Raw genomic sequence first — 20,519 nt, 5'->3', positions numbered from 1 at the left:
CCAACCGAAAGGAGTTCCACCATGCGAGCAGTTCGCTACTACGGCCAGAAGGACATCCGCGTCGAGGAGATCGACGCCCCGGTTGCAGGTAAGGGAGAGGTGCTCATCGACGTCGCCTGGTGCGGCATCTGCGGCACTGACCTGCACGAGTACCTCGAAGGCCCGATCTTCTGCCCGAAGCCTGGCCATCCGCACCCGATCACTGGTGAGGAGCCGCCGGTCACCCTCGGCCACGAGTTCTCCGGTGTTGTCGCAGCCCTCGGTGAGGGTGTCGACGACCTCGAGGTCGGCCAGCACGTCGTCGTCGAACCGTACGTCCTGCCGGACGACGTTGATCCGAAGGAGCCGGGCCCGTACAACCTCCACCCGGATGTGAACTTCATCGGCCTTGCCGGTGGTGGCGGCGGCCTCTCCGAGAAGATCGCTGTGCAGCGTCGCTGGGTTCACCCGATTTCCAACGATGTTCCGCTCGACGAGGCTGCGCTCATCGAGCCGCTGTCCGTCGCCCACCACGCATTCGTTGCGTCTGAGGCGAAGGAAGGCGACGTCGCCCTCATTGGTGGCGCCGGCCCGATCGGTGTCCTCACCGCTGCTGTAGCGAAGGCGTACGGCCTGACGGTTATCGTCTCCGAGCTCTCCGAGCTGCGTCGCCAGAAGGCGCTCGACGCAGGTGTCGCAGACTACGCGATCGACCCGAGCGCAACCGACCTCAAGGCAGAGATCGAAAAGATCACCGACGGCAAGGGCGTCGACGTCGCATTCGAGTGCACCTCCGTCAACGTTGTGCTCGACCAGCTGATCGACTGCCTGAAGCTCAAGGGCACCCTGGTCGTCGAGTCCATCTGGTCGAAGAAGGCCGAGCTGGACATCCACGCGCTCGTGATGAAGGAACTGACCATCCGCGGCATCATCGGCTACGCCCACGATCACCCGCAGACCATCAAGTTGGTGGAGTCCGGCAAGATTGATCTGAAGCCGTTTATCACCGGCAAGATCGGTTTCGACGGTGTTGTTGACGAGGGCTTCGACACCCTGATTAACCGCAACGAGACCGCAGTGAAGATTCTGGTGTCGCCGGAGCTCTAAAATGCTCGTATGAGCAATATTCTCTCGATCCAGTCCGCCGTCGCGTTTGGCCATGTTGGCAACTCGGCGGCGGTCTTTCCTTTGCAGCGCATCGGCCACGAGGTGTGGCCGGTGTACACGGTGAACTACTCCAATCACACGGGTTATGGTGCGTGGGAGGGGCCGATCATTCCGGCCGCCGACGTTGCGGCGGTGCTCAAGGGCATCCGCGACCGCAATGCGTTCCCGCTTATCGACGCCATCCTCACCGGCTACCAGGCCTCCCCGGAAATCGCCGACGTGATCGTCAGCACCGTGCGCGACATCAAGGCTGAAAACCCGGATGCGCTCTATGCGTGCGATCCGGTGATGGGGTCGGCGAAGTCGGGCTGCTTCGTGGCGGATACGATCCCGCCGCTGTTCCGCTCGACGATCGTGCCGGCGGCGGACATCATTACGCCGAACCAGTTCGAGTTGGGCTACCTCACCGAGCGCGACGTCACCGACCTCGACTCCACCCTCGCCGCCGTGGACGCCGCGCGCGAGATGGGCCCGTCGACCGTGCTGGTGACTTCGGTGGAGCGCCCCGAAACGCCCGAGGATGCGATCGAGATGATCGCCGTGGACGACAACGGCAAGTGGATCGTGCGCACCCCGCGCCTGCCGTTTAAGCGCAACGGCTCCGGCGATGTTACTGCAGCGCTGTTTACCGGCCACTACGTGCGCAGCCACGACGCAAAGGACGCGTTGGCAAAGACCGCCTCCTCGGTCTACGACATGCTGCGCGTGACCTTCGAGGCCGACGCGAACGAGCTCCAGTTGGTCGAGGCCCAGGAGTTTTACGCCAACCCGCAACTCCAGTTCGAGGTCGAAGCCCTCTAACCGGTTTCAGGCACACCGCGTCACCCGCTCACCCGGGCGGGTTTTTCGCGTTTTCGGGGCCGGGTGAATCGATTAGTCGAACAGCAGCTCCATCGCCCCCGTGACGGTGGGTACCTCGGTCCCGTTGGGGGCGATCCAGCAGATGCGCCCGTTTGGGTTATCGATGTGCCCACGGATCGCCCGCCACCGGTCGTCGTCGTTGACCCCGTTGTGGTAGGCGCACAGTTGCGCCAGGTTGTTCATGTTGGTCATCCCGCCGTGTTTCCAGGCGTGCATGTGGTGGGTTTGGGTGGTTTCAGCGGAATGTCGGCAGTCGGGAAAGGCACACCTTGGCGACATCAACTTCGACATCGTCCGCTGCTTCCCATTCGCCAGCCGCTGCGTCCGGTACAGGTTTACCGCGCCGGCCTGCGGGTGGAAGGCAGCCACCTCGAGCACGTCGCCGAACTCACGGGTGAGAAACTCGGCGCCGGTCATCGTGGTGCCGTCGGTAAGCACAAGTTCGACGTCGTCGCCACAGCCGTCCATGATGCGGGTGTAGGCCTGGATCGGCACCAGGATCATCGGCCGCAAAACGGCACGCGGCACCCCGTCGCCCTCGCGCAACAGGCGGAACAGTGAGCCGGCCATCTGCTCCGCAGCCGGCCGATCCTCATCGATCATGGAACGCAGCGTGTGCTCCAAGTCGGCCAGATCGCGCTCGTTGTACGTCAGCGTCATGGTACGCATGCCCTCACGCGAGCGCGTGAACCGGCAGGAGGGTTTGGGGGCGGTCACGGGGACGTCGATAAGCCTGCTGATGCGCTTCGACAGCGAGCGAAACGAACCACGATGCCGCACCAGATCCAACCGGATGCGCCACCGCTCAGCCGCCGACGCCACCACAACCAACTTCTTCTCGATGAGCACCAACTGGTCGATCGGCAACCCCTCCGCCAACGCCAGCGCATCAGCCTGCTTGCGCGTGAACTTGGTCGGGCCATAGTACGTATCGAAGACGCGGGCGAGGTCGCGCGCTCGTGTCGTCGATAAGCCAGCTGCAACTGCGGCCTCCCGCGAGAACCCGGCGAGCATCCCCACGCCCGCGGAACAAAACTCAATAAAATCCATGCACCAGACGCTAGAAACCCACCGCAACCCCCACAAGACCCCGCAAAAAATCTGTGGATAACTCCCACGCCTCGGGAAAAGTTATCCACAACGGTAGGATGCGCACCATGATTGATTTCCCGGACAACCTGCCAGAAGACGCGATCGCGAACGGCGGTTTCACAAACACGCCGGAAGGGTTCAAGTCGGGCTTTGTCAGCTTCGTCGGGCGGCCGAACACCGGCAAGTCCACGCTGACCAACGCGCTGGTGGGGGAGAAGATCGCGATTATGGCCGATCAGCCGGAAACCACGCGCCACCCGATCCGCGGCGTGATCAACCGTGACGGTGCGCAGGTCATTGTGGTGGACACGCCGGGGATTCACCGCCCGCGCACGCTGCTGGGCGAGCGGCTCAACGACGTGGTGAAGGACACCTTCGCGGACGTCGACGTGATCGGCTTTACCGTGCCGGCGGACGAGAAGATCGGACCCGGTGATCGCTTCATCCTCGACGAGATCCGCAAAACGAAGCCGAACACGCCGATCGTGGGCATCGTGACCAAACTGGACAAGACCGGTAAGGACACTGTCGGCGAGCGCCTGCTCGAGCTGCACGACCTGCTCGGGCCTGACTGTGAGGTTGTGCCGGTCTCCGCAACCGCAGGTGTGCAGACGGACACGCTGCTGGACATTCTCATCGACCACCTGCCGGAAGGCCCGCGTTTCTACCCGGAGGACCACACCACCGACGAGGATGTGGAGACGCGTATCGCCGAATTGATCCGCGAGGAGGCACTGCGCGGTCTTCGCGACGAGCTCCCGCACTCCGTCGCCGTACAAATCGACGAAATGCACCCGGATCCGAACAACCCGAAGCGCACCATGATCTACGCGGTGCTGTATCTGGAGCGCCCGGGCCAAAAGCGCATCATCGAAGGCCCGGACGGGCGGCGCTTAAGCGGCATTGTGCACCGTGCGCGCAAGCAGATCATCGACCTGGTTGGCCAGAACATCTACTTGGATGTGCGCGTGAAAATCCTGAAGAACTGGCAGCAGGATCCGAAGGCGTTGGGCCGGCTTGGCTTCTAGGCCGTCCTGGCGCGATCGCGCCTTTGTGGTTCGCACCTACGATTTCGGTGAGGCGGATCGCGTGATCGTCCTGCTGACCCGCAACCACGGCCTGGTGCGCGGGGTGGCGAAGGGCGTGCGCAAGGTGAAAAGCCGCTTCGGCTCGCGCCTGCAGCCGTTCGTGGATGTGGATGTGCAGGTGTATCCGGGCAAAGGCTTATCGACGATCACCGGCGCCGACACCGTCACCTACTACGGCGCCCGCATCATTGACGACTTCGACCGCTACGCCGCCGCCTGCGCCGTCATGGAGGTTGCCGAGAAGCTTTCCTACGACCAGGGGGATCCGGAACTGTTCGCGCTTGTGCAGGAGGCGCTGACCAACCTGCAGACCGACCAGCACCCGACGCTGGTGCTCGACGCGTTTATGCTTAAGGCCACCGAGCACGCCGGCTGGGGTTTAAGCCTGTTCAACTGCGCGAACTGCCAGGCCCCGGGCCCGCACAGGGCGTTCAACGCCACCGTCGGCGGGGCGGTGTGCAACAACTGCCGCCCCACCGGATCTATGGACGTGGATCCGGAGACGCTGCACGATATGTGGTTGTTGCGGGGTGGGTACGGGGTGTCGTCGATACGCGTTGCGCAGATTCACCGCGCGACCGTGGCGCACGTGCAGCACAACCTTGAGGCCGGGCTGAAGAGTCTGAAGATCATGGAGCAGGCATAATTAACGCCCATGGGCGCACCGAAGATTGACAAGAAGTTCATCCCGAAACACATCGCACTGGTGATGGACGGCAACGGCCGTTGGGCGCAGCAGCGGGGCTTGAAGCGCACGGAGGGGCACAAGGTGGGCGAGGAGAAGCTCATGGATGCCGTCGACGCCTGCATCGAACTTGGTGGGGTGGAGTGGCTGTCCGCGTACGCGTTTTCTACGGAGAATTGGAAGCGCAGCCCTTCCGAGGTGCATTTTTTGATGAACTTCACCCGCGATGTGCTGCGCCGTCAGCGCGACGAGTTGCATGAGAAGAACGTGCGCGTGGTGTGGTGCGGGCGTCGCCCGAAACTGTGGGGCAGCGTGATTGAGGAGCTTGAGGTCGCTGAGGAGCTCACGAAGCACAACACGGGGCTCACCCTTGCGATGTGCGTGAATTACGGCGGTCGCGCCGAGCTCACCGACGCAGTGCAGGCGCTTATCGACGACAACGTGCGCCACGTCGACGAAAAAACCATCCAACGCTACCTGTACCGCGCCGACATGCCTGACGTGGACCTGTTTTTGCGCCCGTCGGGGGAGCAGCGCACCTCAAACTTCCTGCTGTGGCAGTCGGCCTACGCGGAGATGGTGTACCAGGACGTGCTGTTCCCGGACTTTACTAAGCAGGACCTGTGGGACGCGGTGCTGGAGTACGCGAAGCGTGACCGGCGCTTTGGCGGCGCGGTAGATAAGTTCGATAGCTAGCGTTTGGCCTGGCAGTCGCGGCACACGCCGTAGATTTCGGCGTCGTGGCCGACGAGTTCGTAGCCGTAGTGCTTCGCCATCACCTCGGCCCATCTTTCTACCGGGCCGCCTTCGATTTCCTCGCTGCGCCCGCATTTGGAGCACAGGAGGTGATGGTGGTGGTGGTCGGCGAGACAGTCGCGGTAGAGCGTTTCGCCTTCGGGGGAGTAAAGCACGTCCACCGCGTCGACGTCCGCGAGTGATTGCAGCGTGCGGTAGACGGTGGTCAGTCCTACGGACTCGCCTTGTTCGGTGAGGATCTCGTGGATGGCTTGTGCGGAGGCGAATTTGTCTAAGCCACGCAGCGTATCGACGACCGCCGCGCGCTGCTTAGTCATCCTCGGGCCAAGCTTCGGGACGGGACGCGTGCTGTGATGGCGGTTCATACCGGGCCAGCTTAGCCGTGATGGCGCTCGACTGGGACGAGGCCTAGCCGGATCTTGCCTAGTGCTGATTCGGGCTAGTCCTGGCCCGGCACCGACGTGCGCCGGGTTGTGTCAGCGGCCGGCGCGTAGAACTCGCAGGCATGGTCTACGAGCGCGTGGATAATCCGGATCACGGTGGGGTTGGCAAGTTCGTAGGCGACTTCGCGGCCGCAGCGTTTGGCGGCGACTAGGCCTTCGTCGCGAAGCACACGCAAATGTTGCGACACCAGCGGCTGCGACTTCCCCAAAATTCCCACCAACTCATGGACCGCGCGCTGTGAATCGTGCAGCAGCAGCAAAATCCGAAGACGCATCTCCGAATCCAGCACTCGGATCAGTGCGGCAGTGTGGTCTAACTCCTCCGGCGAAAAGCGAAGGTCGTCACGCATGGGCGGCCCCTTTCGACGACAGTCCTACACAGTTGTCACACAGTTTACTCGAAGCAGGCGTAAAGGTGGGACTTATGTCCAAAGGGTCGTCTGTGTCGTCGCAAAGTGAAACGGCTAGACTGATCGACGTATTTTGGCAACCGTATTACACGCAGGAGATTGTGATGCCCGCATCCAAGATCGAAACCGTCGTCAACCTCTGCAAACGCCGTGGTTTGGTGTATCCCGCAGGTGAGATTTACGGCGGAACACGCTCCGCGTGGGACTACGGCCCACTCGGCGTCGAGCTGAAAGAAAATCTCAAGCGCCAGTGGTGGAAGCACATGGTGACCTCCCGCCCCGACACCGTCGGCGTCGACACCTCTATCATCCTGCCCACCCGCGTGTGGGAAGCCTCCGGTCACGTCGAGGTGTTCACCGACCCGCTCGTTGAGTCGCTCTACACCAACAAGCGCTACCGCGCCGACCACCTGATCGAAGCCTACGAGGAGAAGCACGGCCACCCGCCAGCAAACGGGCTCGCCGACATCAACGACCCGGAGACCGGCCAGCCTGGCAACTGGACCGAGCCGAAGGAATTCTCCGGTTTGATGAAGACCTACCTCGGCCCCGTCGACGACAAGGAAGGCCTGCACTACCTGCGCCCGGAGACTGCGCAGGGCATCTTCGTTAACTTCAAAAACGTGATGACGTCCGCGCGCCTCAAGCCGCCGTTCGGCATCGCCAACATCGGCAAGTCCTTCCGCAACGAAATCACCCCGGGCAACTTCATCTTCCGCACCCGCGAGTTCGAGCAAATGGAGATGGAATTCTTCGTCAAACCCGGCGAGGACGAAACCTGGCACGAGTACTGGATTGAAAACCGCTTCAACTGGTACGTCGACCTGGGCATCAACCCGGAGAACCTGCGCCTGTACGAGCACCCGCAGGAGAAGCTGTCGCACTACTCCAAGCGCACCGTGGACATCGAGTACGCATTCGGCTTCACCGGCTCCAAGTGGGGCGAACTCGAGGGGGTGGCCAACCGTACGGATTACGATCTGAAGACCCACTCCGAGGCGTCCGGCGAGGACCTGTCGTACTACGACCAGCAGAACGAGGAGCGTTGGATCCCGTACTGCATCGAGCCGGCCGCTGGCCTGGGCCGCGCCATGATGGCATTTCTTATCGACGCCTACGATGAAGAAGAAGCACCCAACGCCAAGGGCGGCACCGACACCCGCGTCGTGCTGCGCCTGGACCGTCGCCTCGCGCCGGTGAAGGTTGCCGTGCTGCCACTGTCGAAGAAGCCGGAACTCGCCGGCCCCGCCGAGGAGCTGGCCACCAAGCTGCGCCAGTACTGGAACGTGGACTTTGACACCTCGGGTGCGATTGGTCGTCGTTACCGTCGCCAGGACGAGACCGGCACCCCGTTCTGCGTCACCTACGACTTTGACACCCTTGAGGACAACGCTGTGACCGTTCGCGAGCGCGACACGATGGAGCAGGAGCGCGTGCCTCTCGACGAGCTGGAGGCCTACCTGGCCGCCCGCCTGATCGGCTGCTAATGCACTACGTCAGCTGGGATCGCACGGACCGCGACGCGCCGAAGTTGCTCGCCGAGGACGGCCCTGAGGTGTTGGGCGTGTTCTCGCACGACCACGCCGTTGTGGGCGGCGAGGAGTGGCAGTTGGTGTCGCACCCCGAATCGGGTGCGGTAGCGACGCGCCGCGGCGAGGAGATCGTGCGCACGTCGAACAGTTTGAAGCGCGCGAAGCGCATCGACCTGGTCATCGAGGGCCACGCCTACGCCTTTATCCCCGAGACCTCCAAGAACTGGGTGGTCGAGGATGCGAGCGGCGAGAAGGTTGCCCAGTTCACCCAGGACCATAACGGTGTGCGCAAGGCGATCCTCGAGTTCGAGGGCGAGACCGACCTGCCGCCCACCCAGGTTGCCGGCCTTGCGTGGTTGACCCGCGAGGTGCTTGAGGCCCGCAAGATGGTCAATTCGACCGCGCTGATCAGCACTTTGGTGTTCTTGTCGCTGTTCATCGTTGTGGTGGCGTTGCTGTGATTTGGCAGGGCGCCACGCTTCTCGACGACTCCCGCACCCGCGCCACCGCCACCGCCGACACCATCACCGTCGGTGGGGCACACCCGAGCGCGGTGCTGCGCATCACCGCCGGGAGCGCGCGCCGGTTTAAGGCCGTCGATGCGGATACGGGCGGGGAGTTCGTGCTGCGTAAGGCCGGGTTTACGGTGGCGCGCTACACCGCGGATTGCGACGGGCGCCGCTACACCCTGAACCGCACCGGCCTGCACCGCGAGATCCGCGACGCCGCCGGAACCCTCGTCGCCGTGTCCCGCGGGAAGGCCTCGGGCGACCTCCACGTCGACATCAAGGCCGATGTTGACGCTGCAGCCGAGGCCGACCTGCCCATGGAGGATCTTGTGTTCATGACGTGGGCGCTCACTTTCGTGGACACGCCCGCGCGCCGCACCCGCATTTAGCGCCGCGGCGGCCCGGCAGCGCGGCTGCCCAGCGCGGGCCAGCACCACCGCTGCGTCAGCCTGGCTGTGCGGCCCCGCGCGGCCTAGAAGGTGCCGCCGCGGTTGGAGGGGCGACCGCCGGAAAAGCCTCCGCCTCCGCCACCGCCAAAGCCGCCGCCTCCCCCGAAGCTACCTCCGCCGCCTCCACCACCGGAGAGCAGCGTGCCCCACAGCACCGCCCTGGCCAGGGAGTCGGCGGTTTCGCGGTTGCGGGCCGCTTGGTAGCGACGGATGTCGTCGTTAGCGGCCTGCTCGGCGCGGCGGGCGGTGTCGGTGGCGGTGCGGGCGGCGTCGATAGCTGCACGTGTGTCACGCACCCGCAGCTGGATCGCTTGGGCGTGCTGGCGCTTCGCCTCGGCGAGCAGGGTGCGGGCGTCGGAGCCGATGATGCGGCCGCGGGAGCGGATCAGGTCTTCGGCGCGCTGGATCTGTGCGGTACAGACCTGCATCTGCTGGTCGAGCAGTTGCAGGGCGCGGGCTTGGTCGCCGGCGACGCCGCGGGCACGGTCGAGGGCGTCGTCGATTTCGGCGTCCATGTTCGCCAGTTCCTCGTAGAGGGCAAGCGGGTCGGTGTCGGCGCGGTTGCCCATCGCGTCGAGCATGCGCTGGGCTTTGGCGGAGACGGCGTCGAGGGCGGCGACGTCGATACGCGCGCCCTGCTCACGGGCACCCTTGACTGTGTCGATGTCGCGGAGTTCGGCGCGGATTTCGTCGATAAGCGCTGGCAAATTGGTTTTCGCCGCCCGGATGTTCTCTTCGGCGTGTTCGATCGCGTTGAGGTTCGTGTCGGAGACCTCCACGGCGTGCGACGCGGCGGCAAGCGTGTCCAGCAGTGCGCCTTGGCGGCCGGCGGGCTGGGCGGCGAGGCTGCGGGCGTCGTTAAGTGCCTTCTCGGCTTCATCGAGGGAGGCCTGCGCAACATCGACGTTGTCCACTATCGACGACAACATCTCCGGCGCGTGCGTCTCCCGCAGTTGCGCAAGGGTGGCGCGGGCCGGCTCGAGGCGCGCGCGGATGTCCACGGTGCGGGCGAGGATCTTGTCCACCTCGTCGGGGGCGCGCATGAGCACGCCGCGCATGTCGTTGAACTCAGCGGTTTTGTCGCGAAGTGCCTGTTCAGCCTTTCCTGACGAGGAGATGATGTCGACGAGCATGGCGCGTTTTTCGGGTTCGGTTTCGGGGATGGCGTCGTAAAGTTTCTGGTGCGTGGAAAACGCGCGCTGCAGGGTGCGGGTGGCGTCGTTCATGGCGGAGGTGAACGGGCGGACGCGCTCGGCGCCGAATTCGGAGGTGGCCAGTTTCAGCTCCTCCTTGCCCTGGGTAATCGACTCGTCGGCGGAGACGAGCGCGTCGCGCGCGACCTCCTCCAGCGTGGCGGTGGGCAGGCGGCCGAGCGAGTCAGTATCCGCCGGGTCGAGCGCCTTCGCAGACGCGATCTGCTTCGCCTGCTGCTTGCGTGAGCCCTTGCGCGCCGCCGCGTACATGCCGCCGCCGGCGAGCGCCGCAACTCCGAGGCCGCCTGCGACCCAGCCTGCGCCAGCGCCATCGCTTGACGACGACCCACTCACCGACTCAACCGCATTCAGCGCCGCCTGCGACCAATTGTGTTGGCTTAACTGGGCGTAGGCGGCGTCGTTCATCTGGTCGATCTCGGCCTGGGTCCACTCTTCGCCACCGCCGACGTTGTAGGCGCGCTCGTCGGGGGAAATCACCAGCACGGCGGTGTTGGAACCGTTCGCGGCGACGGCCTGGTCGACCCAGTCGGACGGGGTGATGTCGCCAAAGGTACGCAGGAACACCACCCGCACCGACTTGCCCTGGGACTGGCTGACCTGCTGAATCGCCTGCTCAATCTCGGCGCGCTCGCTATCGGTGAGCACGCCGGCGTCGTCGGTCACAGGCTTGGTCAAAAGCCCTGGCTGGACGCTAGTTTCCGTGGCTACGCCTTGCGCAAGCGCGGGCGTTTCGGCAAAACCTGAGGCGGGCGCTGCGAGAAACAGCATGCCGCCGACGGCGAGGACGCGAAGGTAACGGCTAGTCATGCGACTAGGGTAGCGCTTCGTGTACGCCTATAACGCCGACGATACGAAACGCCGCACCGCTGAGGGGCCGAAGGGGGCGCAGCTTGCGCCGGATTCACGCGGGGCGTTCGCGCGTGACCGGGCCCGTGTGCTGCATTCGGCGGCGCTTCGTCGATTAGCGGACAAGACCCAGGTTGTTGGCCCGCGCGACGGTGACACCCCGCGCACGCGCCTGACGCACTCGTTGGAGGTCGCCCAGATTTCGCGCGGCATCGGCGAAGGCCTCGGCCTGAACCCCGATCTTTGCGAGATGGCCGGGCTCACCCACGACATTGGCCACCCGCCGTACGGCCACAACGGCGAGGTCGCGCTCAACGAGGTCGCGCCCGACGGCTTCGAGGGCAATGCGCAAACTCTGCGCATCCTGTCGCGCCTTGAGCCCAAAGTGCTTATCGACGACCACTCGTACGGCCTCAACCTCACCCGCGCCTCCCTCGATGCCGCCGTGAAATACCCCGTGACCCGCACCAACCCAGACGGCACCCTGAACCGGAAGTACTCCGCATACGACGAGGATGCAGCGGTGCTTGCGTGGGCGCGCGAAGGCCACACCGACGACATGCCGCCGATGGAGGCGCAGGTGATGGACTTTTCCGACGACATCGCCTACTCCGTCCACGACGTCGAAGACGGCATCGTCTCCGGGCGCGTCTCCCTGCAGGTGCTGTGGGACTTCGTCGAACTCGCCGCCCTCGCTGAGAAGGGCGCCGCCGCCTTTGGTGGCGACGCCGACTCACTCGTCGACGCCGCCGACCGCCTCCGCGCCCTTCCCGCCATCGCAGCCGCCGCCGACTTCGACTACACCCTGTCCTCCTGGGTCGGTCTGAAGGGGCTGACGTCGCAGTTGGTGGGGCGCTACATCGGCGGCGTGACCAAGGCGACCCTCGAGGGGAACGCTGCGGGCGCTGGCATTGCGGGCGCTGGCACTGCGGGCGCCTCGGGCGCTGCTGCAGCCCCGGGCGCTGCGAGCGCTGCGGGTGCCTCGGGCGTGATGGGCCGCCAGCACGGCCGCCTCATCGTCCCGCCAGACGTCGAGGCCGAAGTCCGCCTGCTGAAAACCGTCGCGGTGCTCTACGTCATGGACGTGCCCGCCCATCTTGCGCGCCAGGACCGCCAGCGCGACCGCATCTACCGCGTCCACGAGTACTTGCGCGCCGGCGCCCCGGGCACCCTGGACACGATGTTCCGTGCCTGGTTCGAAGCGGCCGACACCGACGCCGAGCGCGAGCGCGTGATCATCGACCAGATCGCCTCCATGACCGAGTCCCGCCTCGAGCGCACCACGAAGAAAGCCAGTGCCTTCGAGGGCTTCTACTAGGCCCGCGGCCGTTGCGTCTTGCCGCAGGTTGTGCAGTGGACGGGACGGCACATTGGGGCTCCTCTCGCTCGCAGATATTGCGAGTGAGCCTATACCGCGCCGAGGTGGAATACGGCGAAAAGTGAGCTTAGGAGCAAACCCGAACTCAGCTGGCCAGATGAAAAAGGGCTTCGAAGCGAGTTCGGGTTTGCCCCTAAGCTGCCAATCGGACACCTTCCACTCCTCGGAGCGGGGCTCGGGGAGGCTACAGGCGCGCGGCGATGTCGGCGAGCGCGGCGCGGGTGCCGATCTCCCCGGGCAGCCACGGCAGTTCCACGCGCGGCACGTTGGGCAGTTTCGCGTCCAGAAGGGCAAGCGCTTCGTCTTCCACGGCGCGCCGGGCGGCCAAGAACTCGCCAGCGCTCGAGCCAGCGCCAGCCCCAGCGGTGTCGGCGGGGCTGCGACGATTGACGACGAGGCCGGAGACGCGGATGTGGTGCTGGGTGAGGTCGTCGTAAAGTTCGGTGCTCTCGAGGACCGGCAGCCGCTCGGCGGTGAGCACGATGGTGAACGTGCAGCGGGCCGGGTCGGTGAGAATGTCGCGCAGGCGCTCGAACTTGCGGCGGCGTCGCAACAATGTGGTGCGGATCTGCTGGTTGCGGCGCTGCACCGGGTCCTCGTCCGCGCCGCCGAGGCCACGCAGGGCGCGGGAGAACTTGTCGGACTGTTCGCGGCGCTGCATCAGCCCGCCGGTGTATGCCGCCATCAACTCGGGCAGGGCGAGCAGGCGGGAGGTGTGGCCGGAGGGGGCGGTGTCGAAAATGATGTGGTCGACGCCTTGCGTGTCCACAAGTTCCGCCACGCGTTCCAGCATCGCCGCCTCGTGCATGCCGGGGGAGTTGCGCGACAGGTCCAGGTGGCGGCGGATTTCGGGGTGCATGCGTTCCGGCATCATTGCCCGCATGGACTGTTCAACGTCGGCGAGGTGGCGTTCGGTGGTGGTGGTGGGGTCGAGTTCGACGACGGAAAGCCCGGGTTCGAGTTCGGTCGGTCTGTCGGAGAGCGACACGTTCCAGATGTGGCCGAGGTTGTGCGCCGGGTCGGTGGACACCAGCAGTACGCGCCGGCCGGCTTCGGCGAGGCGTACCGCGGTGGCGGCGGAGACGGTTGTTTTGCCAACCCCGCCTTTGCCGCCGAAGAACATCACGGGTGCGGTTTCTAGCAGCATCGCACGCCATCCAAGGGGGAGTGGGACATGCCCATGCGGGTGTGCCAGGCGTGGAATTCGTCGTAAAGCAAAGGCATGAGCTCGAGGGTGTAAAAGGAGGCGGGGTTGGGGATGCCGAGCGTTTCGGAGGCGACGAGCAGCGTAAACAGGTCGTCTTCTTCGCGGGCGGCGCGGGCAAATTCTCGACGATAAGGCGCCTTGTAGAACTCGTCCAAGCCGGCCGCGAAGGCTTTAAATCGCTCGAGCATCAGCTGCGGCGGCAGCGTGTTCGCCGGGCATGGTTTCGTCGTCACGCCAGATCACTGCGGGCTCGCGGCGTGCCTTCGCGATCGCCGTGAACGCTTCGACGATGACCCAGATCGCGCAGCAAATGATGATCACATCGAGGACGAGTAGCAGCCAGTTGCCGGAGCTGTAGAACGTGCGCACCTGCAGCACCGCCGCCCACAGGGACATGATGGTGACGAACACCAGCGGGACGAGCACCGGCCAGGAAGGGCGGCGCAGTTTGGTCAGCATGATCGCCACGATGGACAGGGTCAGGCCCGCCATGAGCTGGTTGGTGGTGCCGAACAGTGGCCAGATGAGCATGCCGCCGGAACCGTCGATGCCCATGGAGAATGTCAGGCCGAGTGCGCAGCCGACCGCGATGATGGTGGCGATGAGGCCGGAGAGTTTGAAGCCCATCAGGTCGCCAATTTCCGTGACGACGAAGCGCTGCAGGCGGATACCGGAGTCCATGGTGGTAGCGGCGAAGAGGACGGCCATCGTCGCCAAGATTGTTGCGGACAGGGACTGCGGGATGCCCAGGCCTTCGTTCATCAGCGCGCCGCCGCCTTGGATGAAGGCGTTGACGCCGCCGGCGTTCCATTCGTTGTAAACGTTTTCCCAATCCGTGATGGTGTTGAATCCGGCGGTCGTCGCAACGATGGTGCCCAGCGCGAGCAGGCCTTCGCCGACGGCGCCGAAGTAGCCGACGAAGCGCACGTCGGTTTCCTTATCGATCTGCTTCGACGACGTACCCGAGGACACAATGCCGTGGAAGCCTGAGATCGCACCGCAGGCGATGGTGACAAACAAGAGTGGGAAGATGCCGGGGGTGCCGTCGGGGACGGTGTCGCGAAGTGTTGGGGCGACGACCTCCGGGCGGACGACGAAGAACGAGCCGTACAGAATGATCAGGCCGACGAACAGTTGCAGGCCGTTGATGTAGTCACGCGGCTGCAGCAGCACCCACACCGGCAGCAGCGAGGCGATGAAGGCGTAGAGGAACAGGAAGATGATCCACCAGCCGCGATCCGGAATACCCAGCATGACTTCGGGCAGGGCGAGTGGCATGCGGTCGCCGAGGATCATCAGGCCGTAGAGCGCCGCCACGCCGACGAAGGACACTAGCGGCAAGTTCCAGTTGAAGCGGTAGATCGCCTGGCCGATCAGCAGGGCCACCAGGATCGCGCCCCAGGCCGGGATGACGGCGGTTGGGGTGGAGATCAGTAGGTTGGAGATCACCACCGCGAACGCTGTGTTGACCATGAGCAGCAGCAGGAAGATCACGATGAGGAACAGGTTGCGTCCGCGCGCGCCGATGTAGCGGCCGGACAGTGTGCCAATGGAGTGCCCGCGGTGGCGTTGCGACGCCCACAGCGCCCCCATGTCGTGCATCCCCGCAAAGAACACCGTGCCGAGCGTCACCCAGAGGAACGCCGGCACCCAACCCCAAATCACCGCGACGGCCGGGCCGATGATCGGCGCCGCGCCTGCCACGGAGGTGAAGTGGTGGCCCCACAGGACGTATTTGTTGGTGGGCACGTAGTCCACGCCGTCTTCCATGGTGTGGGCGGGCGTGGAGTAGGCGTCCGAGAGTTGATACACCTTTTTGCCCAGGAACTTCGAGTACAGCAGGTAGCCGGCGGCCATCATCGCGAGGCCGACGAGCACAAGGATGAGCGAGCTCATGGGCGTCCTCCATTCGTGTCGTGGTTCACAGTTTGCGAATTATGACACACAGCACACTCTTAAGTTTCCATTTGGGGTGTTTTTATGCGCTGTTTTATGTGAACGGGATGTCTGATACCCCTCGACTTCCGCGCGATGACCGCATAAGTTTGCGTAGTAGAACTTTTCTAGCTGTATCGAAAGGCGAAGGCATTTGTTTGATCGCGTGGAACGAATGACTCGAGCGTTTCCGTGGATGGTCTCGCTTTCCCCGGACGACCGAGAGGCGTGCGCGCGTGACCTTCGAGAAGCGATTACTTCGGAAGACCCCAGCCTGCTGGCAGCCGAGTTCACAGCATGGAAGGAAACTGCGACTGCTATAGCCGAGGGGGTTGATTGCAAAGAGTTGGAGTGGCTCGACCCGTCAGATGACGCGTGCGTGGTTACGCGACCAGCGTGACCCCTTCATCCTCAAACACTGCGCGCATTTTGCTTGTCGACGACCCCTCCACCCCGGAGCGCCCACGCCCGGCCACATCCCACGCCGGGGTGCACATGTGCGAAAACTGAGCTTAAGGGCAAACCCGAACTCGCACCGACGGCGATTCCTACCGGCCTTCACTGCGTTCCACTGCGGTCCACTGTGGTCGTGCCGCGCATCCGAGTTCGGGTTTGCCCCTAAGCTGCCAATCGGACACCTTTCACCCCTCAGGGCGGTCGCCTCACCGCGCTCAAACAGCGCTCACACACCGCCCACACAACGCGCTCACACAGCCGGCGACCGCCTCACCACTCCCACTTTGGCAGCGAGTGCTTATATATGACGGCATTACGCGCCCGGCCTACTTCCCTCATGAAAAGGTCCGGTCTGAAGAACAGATCTGAGAAGTCCCAGCGCACTGTCGGGAAGTTGTGGTGCGAAGTCCAGGAGGCGCGTGTGTCTTCGGGGAAACCGAAGTCGGAATCGAAGCCGGTGGCGTCGTCGATGATGATGGCGATGTTGCGCATCCCGCCGCAGTCGACAATCAGAGGCCCGGATGTGACCCATGGTTTTAGGAACACCGGGTAACAGTCAATCCGGTGTGAGGAGAGGACGGCGCGGGCGAGGCTATACCTGTACTCGGGAAGAGGCGTCACGGTGGCGACGATATTGTGCGCCCGTTTGAGAATCTCAGGCCGACAGCTTTCGAACCCGTCGATGTAATCGTGCACTTTGCGGCGTGAGTAGTGCCCCAGAATCCAATCGGTTGCTGTGAGTTGGTCGGTGATGGTGCCGAAGCGGAATAGGTCGATGTAGGTGCGGAGTCGGTCGGTGTAGCGGATGTTTTGGGCGGTGATGGTTTCGTCGTCACGCACGGGCACTGAGCGGAATCGTGTCCGGATGGGCCATTTGCTTTTGGCGGGCGGTTTTCCGGATGGTAGTGCGACGTCGACGGTCCAGTCTGTGAGTGGCCCGATCCACATGCCGTGTTGTACTGCGGCCCAACGGCCAAGAAGGATTGCTTTGCGGCTGTCGCGCGAGACTCCCGCACCGCGGACCAGCATTTGATCGCGCAGCGGGAGCGATTGCCACCATTCTTCCTCGACGGTGGTAGTCCGCGTTACGTAGCGCGGGTTCGCGCTGGGCGCGTTGGCTTGCTCGTCAAAATCTTCTCTCAACCCCCGAAGGTGAGCCATTTCTGCATACCCCATGCAAGCCAGTATCGCGCCTGGCGGCTGCGTTGGGAACCCCTCGCGTGCACAATATAGTGGACATTTCCGAGTTCGGGTTTGCCCCTAAGCTGCCAATTCGACCCCTTCATCCTCAAACACTGCGCGCATTTTGCTTGTCGACGACCCCTCCACCCTCCAGGAAGCCACCACCACCCGTTTCACTTGGGTTTCCCGCAGGAGGTCGGCGAGCGCGTCGAGGTTTGTGGGCACGGGACGGTCGGCGGCGTCTTTGGGGCCGTAGGCGGCGGTGAGGATGCCGCGGGCGAGGTCCTCAAGCGTGTGGACCGGGGTGGCGAGAAAGATCGGATTCATCAGTTGACTTCCATTTCGCAGAAGGATTCGTAGTGGTCGTCGGTGTAGTACCAGGCCTCGACGCCGGAAGCGTCGCCACCGGTGACGATGCGCCTCGCCCCGCGGTGGCGCAGCCCCGGCGTGTCCACGGTGTACTCGCGGTAATAGTTGCGGGACTCCTGGGGGAGGACGCGTTCGTAATTGCCGAAGCGTTTGTCGTCGTTGGCGGGGTAGGGGAAAGGTCCGCCAGCTTTGATGAGCTCGACGGTGTCCCAAGCTTCGTCGGGAAGTGAGCCGCACGCCGGCAGCCCCGAGGCGGTCGCGCTGGAGGTCGCGCTCGACGACACGGCGCTGGTTGGTGCCGGGGTGGGTGAGGGGGTCGTCGATACGCAACTGCTCAACGCGAGGCAGGTCAGCAGGACAATCGGGCGCTTCATAGGCCCATATCGTTGCACACGCTACGATGAGCGCCATGGCAAGGGGCAGAATTCCGGATAGTGACATTGAGGCTATCCGTCAGCGCGCACCGCTCGACGAGATTGTGGGCGAGTATGTGCAGTTGAAACCTGCCGGGCACGATTCGCTGAAGGGCCTGAGCCCGTTCAAGGACGAGAAGACCCCGAGTTTCCACGTTCGCCCTGCTCACGGGTATTATCACTGCTTCTCTACGGGCAAGGGCGGGGATGTGTTCTCGTTCCTGATGGAGATGGAGCAGTTGACCTTCCCTGAGGCCGTGGAGGCGGTTGCGGACCAGATTGGGTACCGCATTAATTACCAGGGCGGTTCTACGGGTGCGCGTGATGTGAAGCCGGGCACGCGCCAGCGGCTGCTGGCAGCGAATAAGGCGGCGCACGAGTTTTACCGCGAGCAGTTGGAGACACCTGAGGCAAAGGTCGCCCGCGATTTCCTGCTCAACCGTGGTTTTTCGCGCGAGTTGATCATGGATTTCGAGTGCGGTTACGCCCCCGACGGTTGGGACACGCTGACAAAGCACCTGCTGCGCAAGGGTTTTGAGGTCCAGGAACTCATCGACGCCGGTATTTCCTCGCAGGGCAAGCGCGGGCCAATTGATAAGTTTCGACGTCGTCTGATTTGGCCGATCAAGGATGCCGCGTCGAACACGATCGGTTTCGGCGCGCGCAAACTTTTCGACGACGACCCCATGGGCAAGTACATGAACACCTCCGACACGATGCTGTATCACAAGTCGAAGGTGCTCTTCGGCATCGATAAGGCGAAGCGCAACATCGCCACGCAGCACCAGACGGTGGTGGTGGAGGGCTACACCGATGTGATGGCCATGCATGCCGCCGGCGTGACCACCGCGGTGGCCACCTGCGGTACCGCGTTCGGCTCCGAGCACATGAGCCTGATCCGCCGCCTGATGCTCGACGATAATTTCTTCCGCGGCGAACTGATCTACACCTTCGACGGCGACGAGGCCGGCCAGAAGGCTGCGATGCGCGCCTACAACACCGATACGGAGTTCGGCGGCCAGTCGTTTGTCGCCGTCGCCCCGGACGGCATGGACCCTTGCGACCTGCGTCTGGAGAAGGGTGACAGCGCGCTTCGAGACCTCGTCGCCTCCCGCATCCCCGTCTACGAGTTTGTCATCGAGTCCCTGCTGAAGAACTTCTCCCTCGACTCCGCCGAAGGACGCGTCCAAGCTTTACGACGCACCGTCCCCGTCGTCGCCTCCATCGACGACAAAGTTCTCCAACAGGAATACGCCCGCCGCCTCGCCGGCTGGGTGGGCTGGCCCAACCCCGACGAAGTGCTGGAACAGGTCCGCGCCGAGGCGAAGAAGCCGAAGAAGGAGAAGCGCCAGCGCGTCTCCCTTGCCGCCCGGCAGGCCGCCGCAGGTCCTGACTCCTCCGGCCGCCAGGCGGAGTTGCTCATTCCGCCGCGCCCCGACGACCCGATGCTGTGGCCCCAGCGCGAAGCCTTGAAGATCGCTCTGCAGCACCCGTCGAAGGCCGGCAATTACTTCGACGGCATCAACCCGGACGCCTTCACCAACGACGCCTACCAGCAGGTCCGTGAGGCCATCACCGCCGCCGGCGGCTGCGCCCGCGCGGGTGCCGGTGCTGGTACCGCTGCTGCCGCAGGGCCCGCTGGTGCCGCTGCTGTCGCAGGGCCCGCTGGCGCTGCGCCCACCGACTCTGCCCCCGACGGTGGCGCCTCCTGGATCGCTGCCGTCGCCGGCGAGATGCGCGACCTTTCCGGCCGCAACTTTGTTTCCGAACTCGCCGTCGAGCCCATTCACGCCGACGACCTCGATGAATACGCCGATTCCGTCCTCTCCCGCCTGCAGGAGACCCGCGTCGGCGAGCAGATCGCTCAGCTCAAGGCGCAGCTGCAGCGCATGCGCCCCTCTGACGACGAAGAGGCCTACAACGCCCTCTTCTCCGACTTGGTTGCGTTGGAGCAGGCCCGCAGGGACCTCAACGACCGCGCCTTCCGTGGGCGTTAGGCCCCACCCCTGCCGGTTGCGTCGGCCGCTGGTCTGTCCCCCGACCCGCACCGCCGCCGACGCCCCGCTTTACTTATTTCGTTTGTGTAAAACCCCGCACCTTCGCCGGCAGGTTTTTACACTCCGCGCAGGTCGCAGCTCCCGGCCCTGCAACATTTTGCATCGCCCCGAAGCGCCACTAGGAGGTCGATCCAGCACCGCCTGCTTCACCAACGACTGTAATCTCAATGTGTGCAGTGGCGGGGTGTGCGGTGAGCTCGGGGAAGAGTCGGAGTGCTTCTCGGAACTCATTTCTAAGTTGCTCTACAGATCGAGCCTGGACTATGACGCCAGCGTCTTCTTCAAGTTGCCCCACCCACCAGCCGGATGAGTGCTCAGCGGTCGCTGTGAAACGGTTCATCGTTGCTGCACCAATCTGTTTTGAGTCCCTGCCCGATCAACGCTCATCGTAACTCAATCAATACGCCAAAAAGTGAGCTTAGGAGCAAACCCGAACTCACCGAGTCGCATTAAACGCTGGGCTGTGTCAAATTTTGTGGACGGGTAAACCC

The 20,519-nt window shown here is 64.1% G+C and carries 21 protein-coding genes; 10 read left to right on the top strand and 11 right to left on the bottom strand.

What is annotated here, in order from left to right; all coding sequences use genetic code 11:
* Positions 1-21: 21 nt before the first annotated feature.
* Together HMPREF2734_RS04435 and pdxY are read left to right on the top strand one after the other, a co-directional pair.
* The gene (locus tag HMPREF2734_RS04435) at positions 22-1,086 is read left to right on the top strand and encodes a 2,3-butanediol dehydrogenase (RefSeq protein WP_070569588.1); all 1,065 of its coding nucleotides are present in this window, start codon (positions 22-24) and stop codon (positions 1,084-1,086) included.
* A gap of 9 nt (positions 1,087-1,095) precedes the next feature.
* Positions 1,096-1,947, top strand: coding sequence for a pyridoxal kinase PdxY (gene pdxY / locus HMPREF2734_RS04430; protein ID WP_070453559.1), 852 nt, complete (start codon positions 1,096-1,098; stop codon positions 1,945-1,947).
* 72 nt (positions 1,948-2,019) lie between these two features.
* On the opposite strand, the gene HMPREF2734_RS04425 is transcribed toward pdxY, so the two are convergent.
* On the bottom strand, positions 2,020-3,057 hold the full coding sequence (locus HMPREF2734_RS04425; protein WP_070569586.1) for an HNH endonuclease signature motif containing protein: 1,038 nt from the start codon (positions 3,055-3,057) through the stop codon (positions 2,020-2,022).
* Positions 3,058-3,164: 107 nt separating this feature from the next.
* On the opposite strand from HMPREF2734_RS04425, the gene era reads away from it, so the two are divergent.
* Genes era through HMPREF2734_RS04410 form a run of 3 tightly spaced genes read left to right on the top strand, consistent with a single transcriptional unit; the run spans position 3,165 to position 5,568 of the window.
* Entirely contained in the window at positions 3,165-4,127 is a 963-nt protein-coding gene (gene era / locus HMPREF2734_RS04420; protein WP_210384730.1) for a GTPase Era, read from the top strand.
* Entirely contained in the window at positions 4,117-4,833 is a 717-nt protein-coding gene (gene recO / locus HMPREF2734_RS04415; RefSeq protein ID WP_070569580.1) for a DNA repair protein RecO, read from the top strand. Before era ends, recO begins: the two co-directional genes overlap by 11 nt.
* A 9-nt stretch (positions 4,834-4,842) precedes the next feature.
* Positions 4,843-5,568 (top strand): isoprenyl transferase, encoded by a 726-nt coding sequence (locus tag HMPREF2734_RS04410; RefSeq protein ID WP_070569577.1) that lies wholly within the window; start codon positions 4,843-4,845, stop codon positions 5,566-5,568.
* Here HMPREF2734_RS04410 and HMPREF2734_RS04405 read toward each other — a convergent pair.
* Together HMPREF2734_RS04405 and HMPREF2734_RS04400 are read right to left on the bottom strand one after the other, a co-directional pair.
* Positions 5,565-5,993, bottom strand: coding sequence for a Fur family transcriptional regulator (locus tag HMPREF2734_RS04405; protein WP_070569574.1), 429 nt, complete (start codon positions 5,991-5,993; stop codon positions 5,565-5,567). The two genes, HMPREF2734_RS04410 and HMPREF2734_RS04405, sit on opposite strands and share 4 nt — an antisense overlap.
* 74 nt (positions 5,994-6,067) lie before the next feature.
* Positions 6,068-6,421, bottom strand: a complete 354-nt coding sequence (locus tag HMPREF2734_RS04400; RefSeq protein ID WP_070453541.1) for an ArsR/SmtB family transcription factor — start codon at positions 6,419-6,421, stop codon at positions 6,068-6,070.
* 164 nt (positions 6,422-6,585) lie between these two features.
* Between HMPREF2734_RS04400 and HMPREF2734_RS04395 the strand changes: the two genes are divergently transcribed.
* From HMPREF2734_RS04395 to HMPREF2734_RS04385, 3 genes are read left to right on the top strand one after another with little or no spacing between them, the layout of a single operon-like run.
* On the top strand, positions 6,586-7,968 hold the full coding sequence (locus HMPREF2734_RS04395) for a glycine--tRNA ligase (protein ID WP_070421399.1): 1,383 nt from the start codon (positions 6,586-6,588) through the stop codon (positions 7,966-7,968).
* Positions 7,968-8,474 carry a hypothetical protein gene (locus HMPREF2734_RS04390; RefSeq protein WP_070569571.1) on the top strand — a complete coding sequence of 169 codons (507 nt, stop codon included), beginning with the start codon at positions 7,968-7,970 and terminating at the stop codon, positions 8,472-8,474. The genes HMPREF2734_RS04395 and HMPREF2734_RS04390 overlap by 1 nt, the downstream gene beginning before the upstream one ends.
* Positions 8,471-8,911 carry a hypothetical protein gene (locus HMPREF2734_RS04385; RefSeq protein ID WP_070569568.1) on the top strand — a complete coding sequence of 147 codons (441 nt, stop codon included), beginning with the start codon at positions 8,471-8,473 and terminating at the stop codon, positions 8,909-8,911. Before HMPREF2734_RS04390 ends, HMPREF2734_RS04385 begins: the two co-directional genes overlap by 4 nt.
* 83 nt (positions 8,912-8,994) lie before the next feature.
* Here the strand turns inward: HMPREF2734_RS04385 and HMPREF2734_RS04380 are convergent, their stop codons facing one another.
* On the bottom strand, positions 8,995-10,992 hold the full coding sequence (locus tag HMPREF2734_RS04380; RefSeq protein ID WP_070569567.1) for a TPM domain-containing protein: 1,998 nt from the start codon (positions 10,990-10,992) through the stop codon (positions 8,995-8,997).
* A 19-nt stretch (positions 10,993-11,011) separates the two neighbouring features.
* Here HMPREF2734_RS04380 and HMPREF2734_RS04375 point away from each other — a divergent pair, with 19 nt between their 5' ends.
* Positions 11,012-12,349, top strand: a complete 1,338-nt coding sequence (locus tag HMPREF2734_RS04375) for a deoxyguanosinetriphosphate triphosphohydrolase (RefSeq protein WP_070569564.1) — start codon at positions 11,012-11,014, stop codon at positions 12,347-12,349.
* A gap of 244 nt (positions 12,350-12,593) precedes the next feature.
* Here HMPREF2734_RS04375 and HMPREF2734_RS04370 read toward each other — a convergent pair whose 3' ends face one another.
* From HMPREF2734_RS04370 to HMPREF2734_RS04340, 6 genes are all read right to left on the bottom strand, one after another.
* Positions 12,594-13,556 (bottom strand): ArsA family ATPase, encoded by a 963-nt coding sequence (locus HMPREF2734_RS04370; protein ID WP_070569560.1) that lies wholly within the window; start codon positions 13,554-13,556, stop codon positions 12,594-12,596.
* Positions 13,547-13,804, bottom strand: coding sequence for a cory-CC-star protein (locus tag HMPREF2734_RS04365; RefSeq protein ID WP_070421363.1), 258 nt, complete (start codon positions 13,802-13,804; stop codon positions 13,547-13,549). The genes HMPREF2734_RS04370 and HMPREF2734_RS04365 overlap by 10 nt, the downstream gene beginning before the upstream one ends.
* Entirely contained in the window at positions 13,788-15,512 is a 1,725-nt protein-coding gene (locus tag HMPREF2734_RS04360; protein ID WP_070569557.1) for a carbon starvation CstA family protein, read from the bottom strand. The genes HMPREF2734_RS04365 and HMPREF2734_RS04360 overlap by 17 nt, the downstream gene beginning before the upstream one ends.
* Before the next feature lie 765 nt (positions 15,513-16,277).
* Positions 16,278-17,183 carry a hypothetical protein gene (locus tag HMPREF2734_RS04350; protein ID WP_070569551.1) on the bottom strand — a complete coding sequence of 302 codons (906 nt, stop codon included), beginning with the start codon at positions 17,181-17,183 and terminating at the stop codon, positions 16,278-16,280.
* Positions 17,184-17,267: 84 nt separating this feature from the next.
* On the bottom strand, positions 17,268-17,516 hold the full coding sequence (locus tag HMPREF2734_RS04345) for a hypothetical protein (RefSeq protein WP_070569548.1): 249 nt from the start codon (positions 17,514-17,516) through the stop codon (positions 17,268-17,270).
* Positions 17,516-17,932 carry a guanyl-specific ribonuclease gene (locus tag HMPREF2734_RS04340; RefSeq protein WP_070569546.1) on the bottom strand — a complete coding sequence of 139 codons (417 nt, stop codon included), beginning with the start codon at positions 17,930-17,932 and terminating at the stop codon, positions 17,516-17,518. The genes HMPREF2734_RS04345 and HMPREF2734_RS04340 overlap by 1 nt, the downstream gene beginning before the upstream one ends.
* 35 nt (positions 17,933-17,967) lie before the next feature.
* On the opposite strand from HMPREF2734_RS04340, the gene dnaG reads away from it, so the two are divergent.
* The gene (gene dnaG, locus HMPREF2734_RS04335; RefSeq protein ID WP_070569543.1) at positions 17,968-19,968 is read left to right on the top strand and encodes a DNA primase; all 2,001 of its coding nucleotides are present in this window, start codon (positions 17,968-17,970) and stop codon (positions 19,966-19,968) included.
* 178 nt (positions 19,969-20,146) lie between these two features.
* Here the strand turns inward: dnaG and HMPREF2734_RS11755 are convergent, their stop codons facing one another.
* On the bottom strand, positions 20,147-20,368 hold the full coding sequence (locus HMPREF2734_RS11755) for a hypothetical protein (protein ID WP_141750423.1): 222 nt from the start codon (positions 20,366-20,368) through the stop codon (positions 20,147-20,149).
* Positions 20,369-20,519 lie beyond the last annotated feature (151 nt).

Source organism: Corynebacterium sp. HMSC055D05, assembly GCF_001810365.1.
Lineage (GTDB): Bacteria > Actinomycetota > Actinomycetes > Mycobacteriales > Mycobacteriaceae > Corynebacterium > Corynebacterium coyleae.
This window is presented reverse-complemented; position numbering and strand designations above follow the sequence as displayed.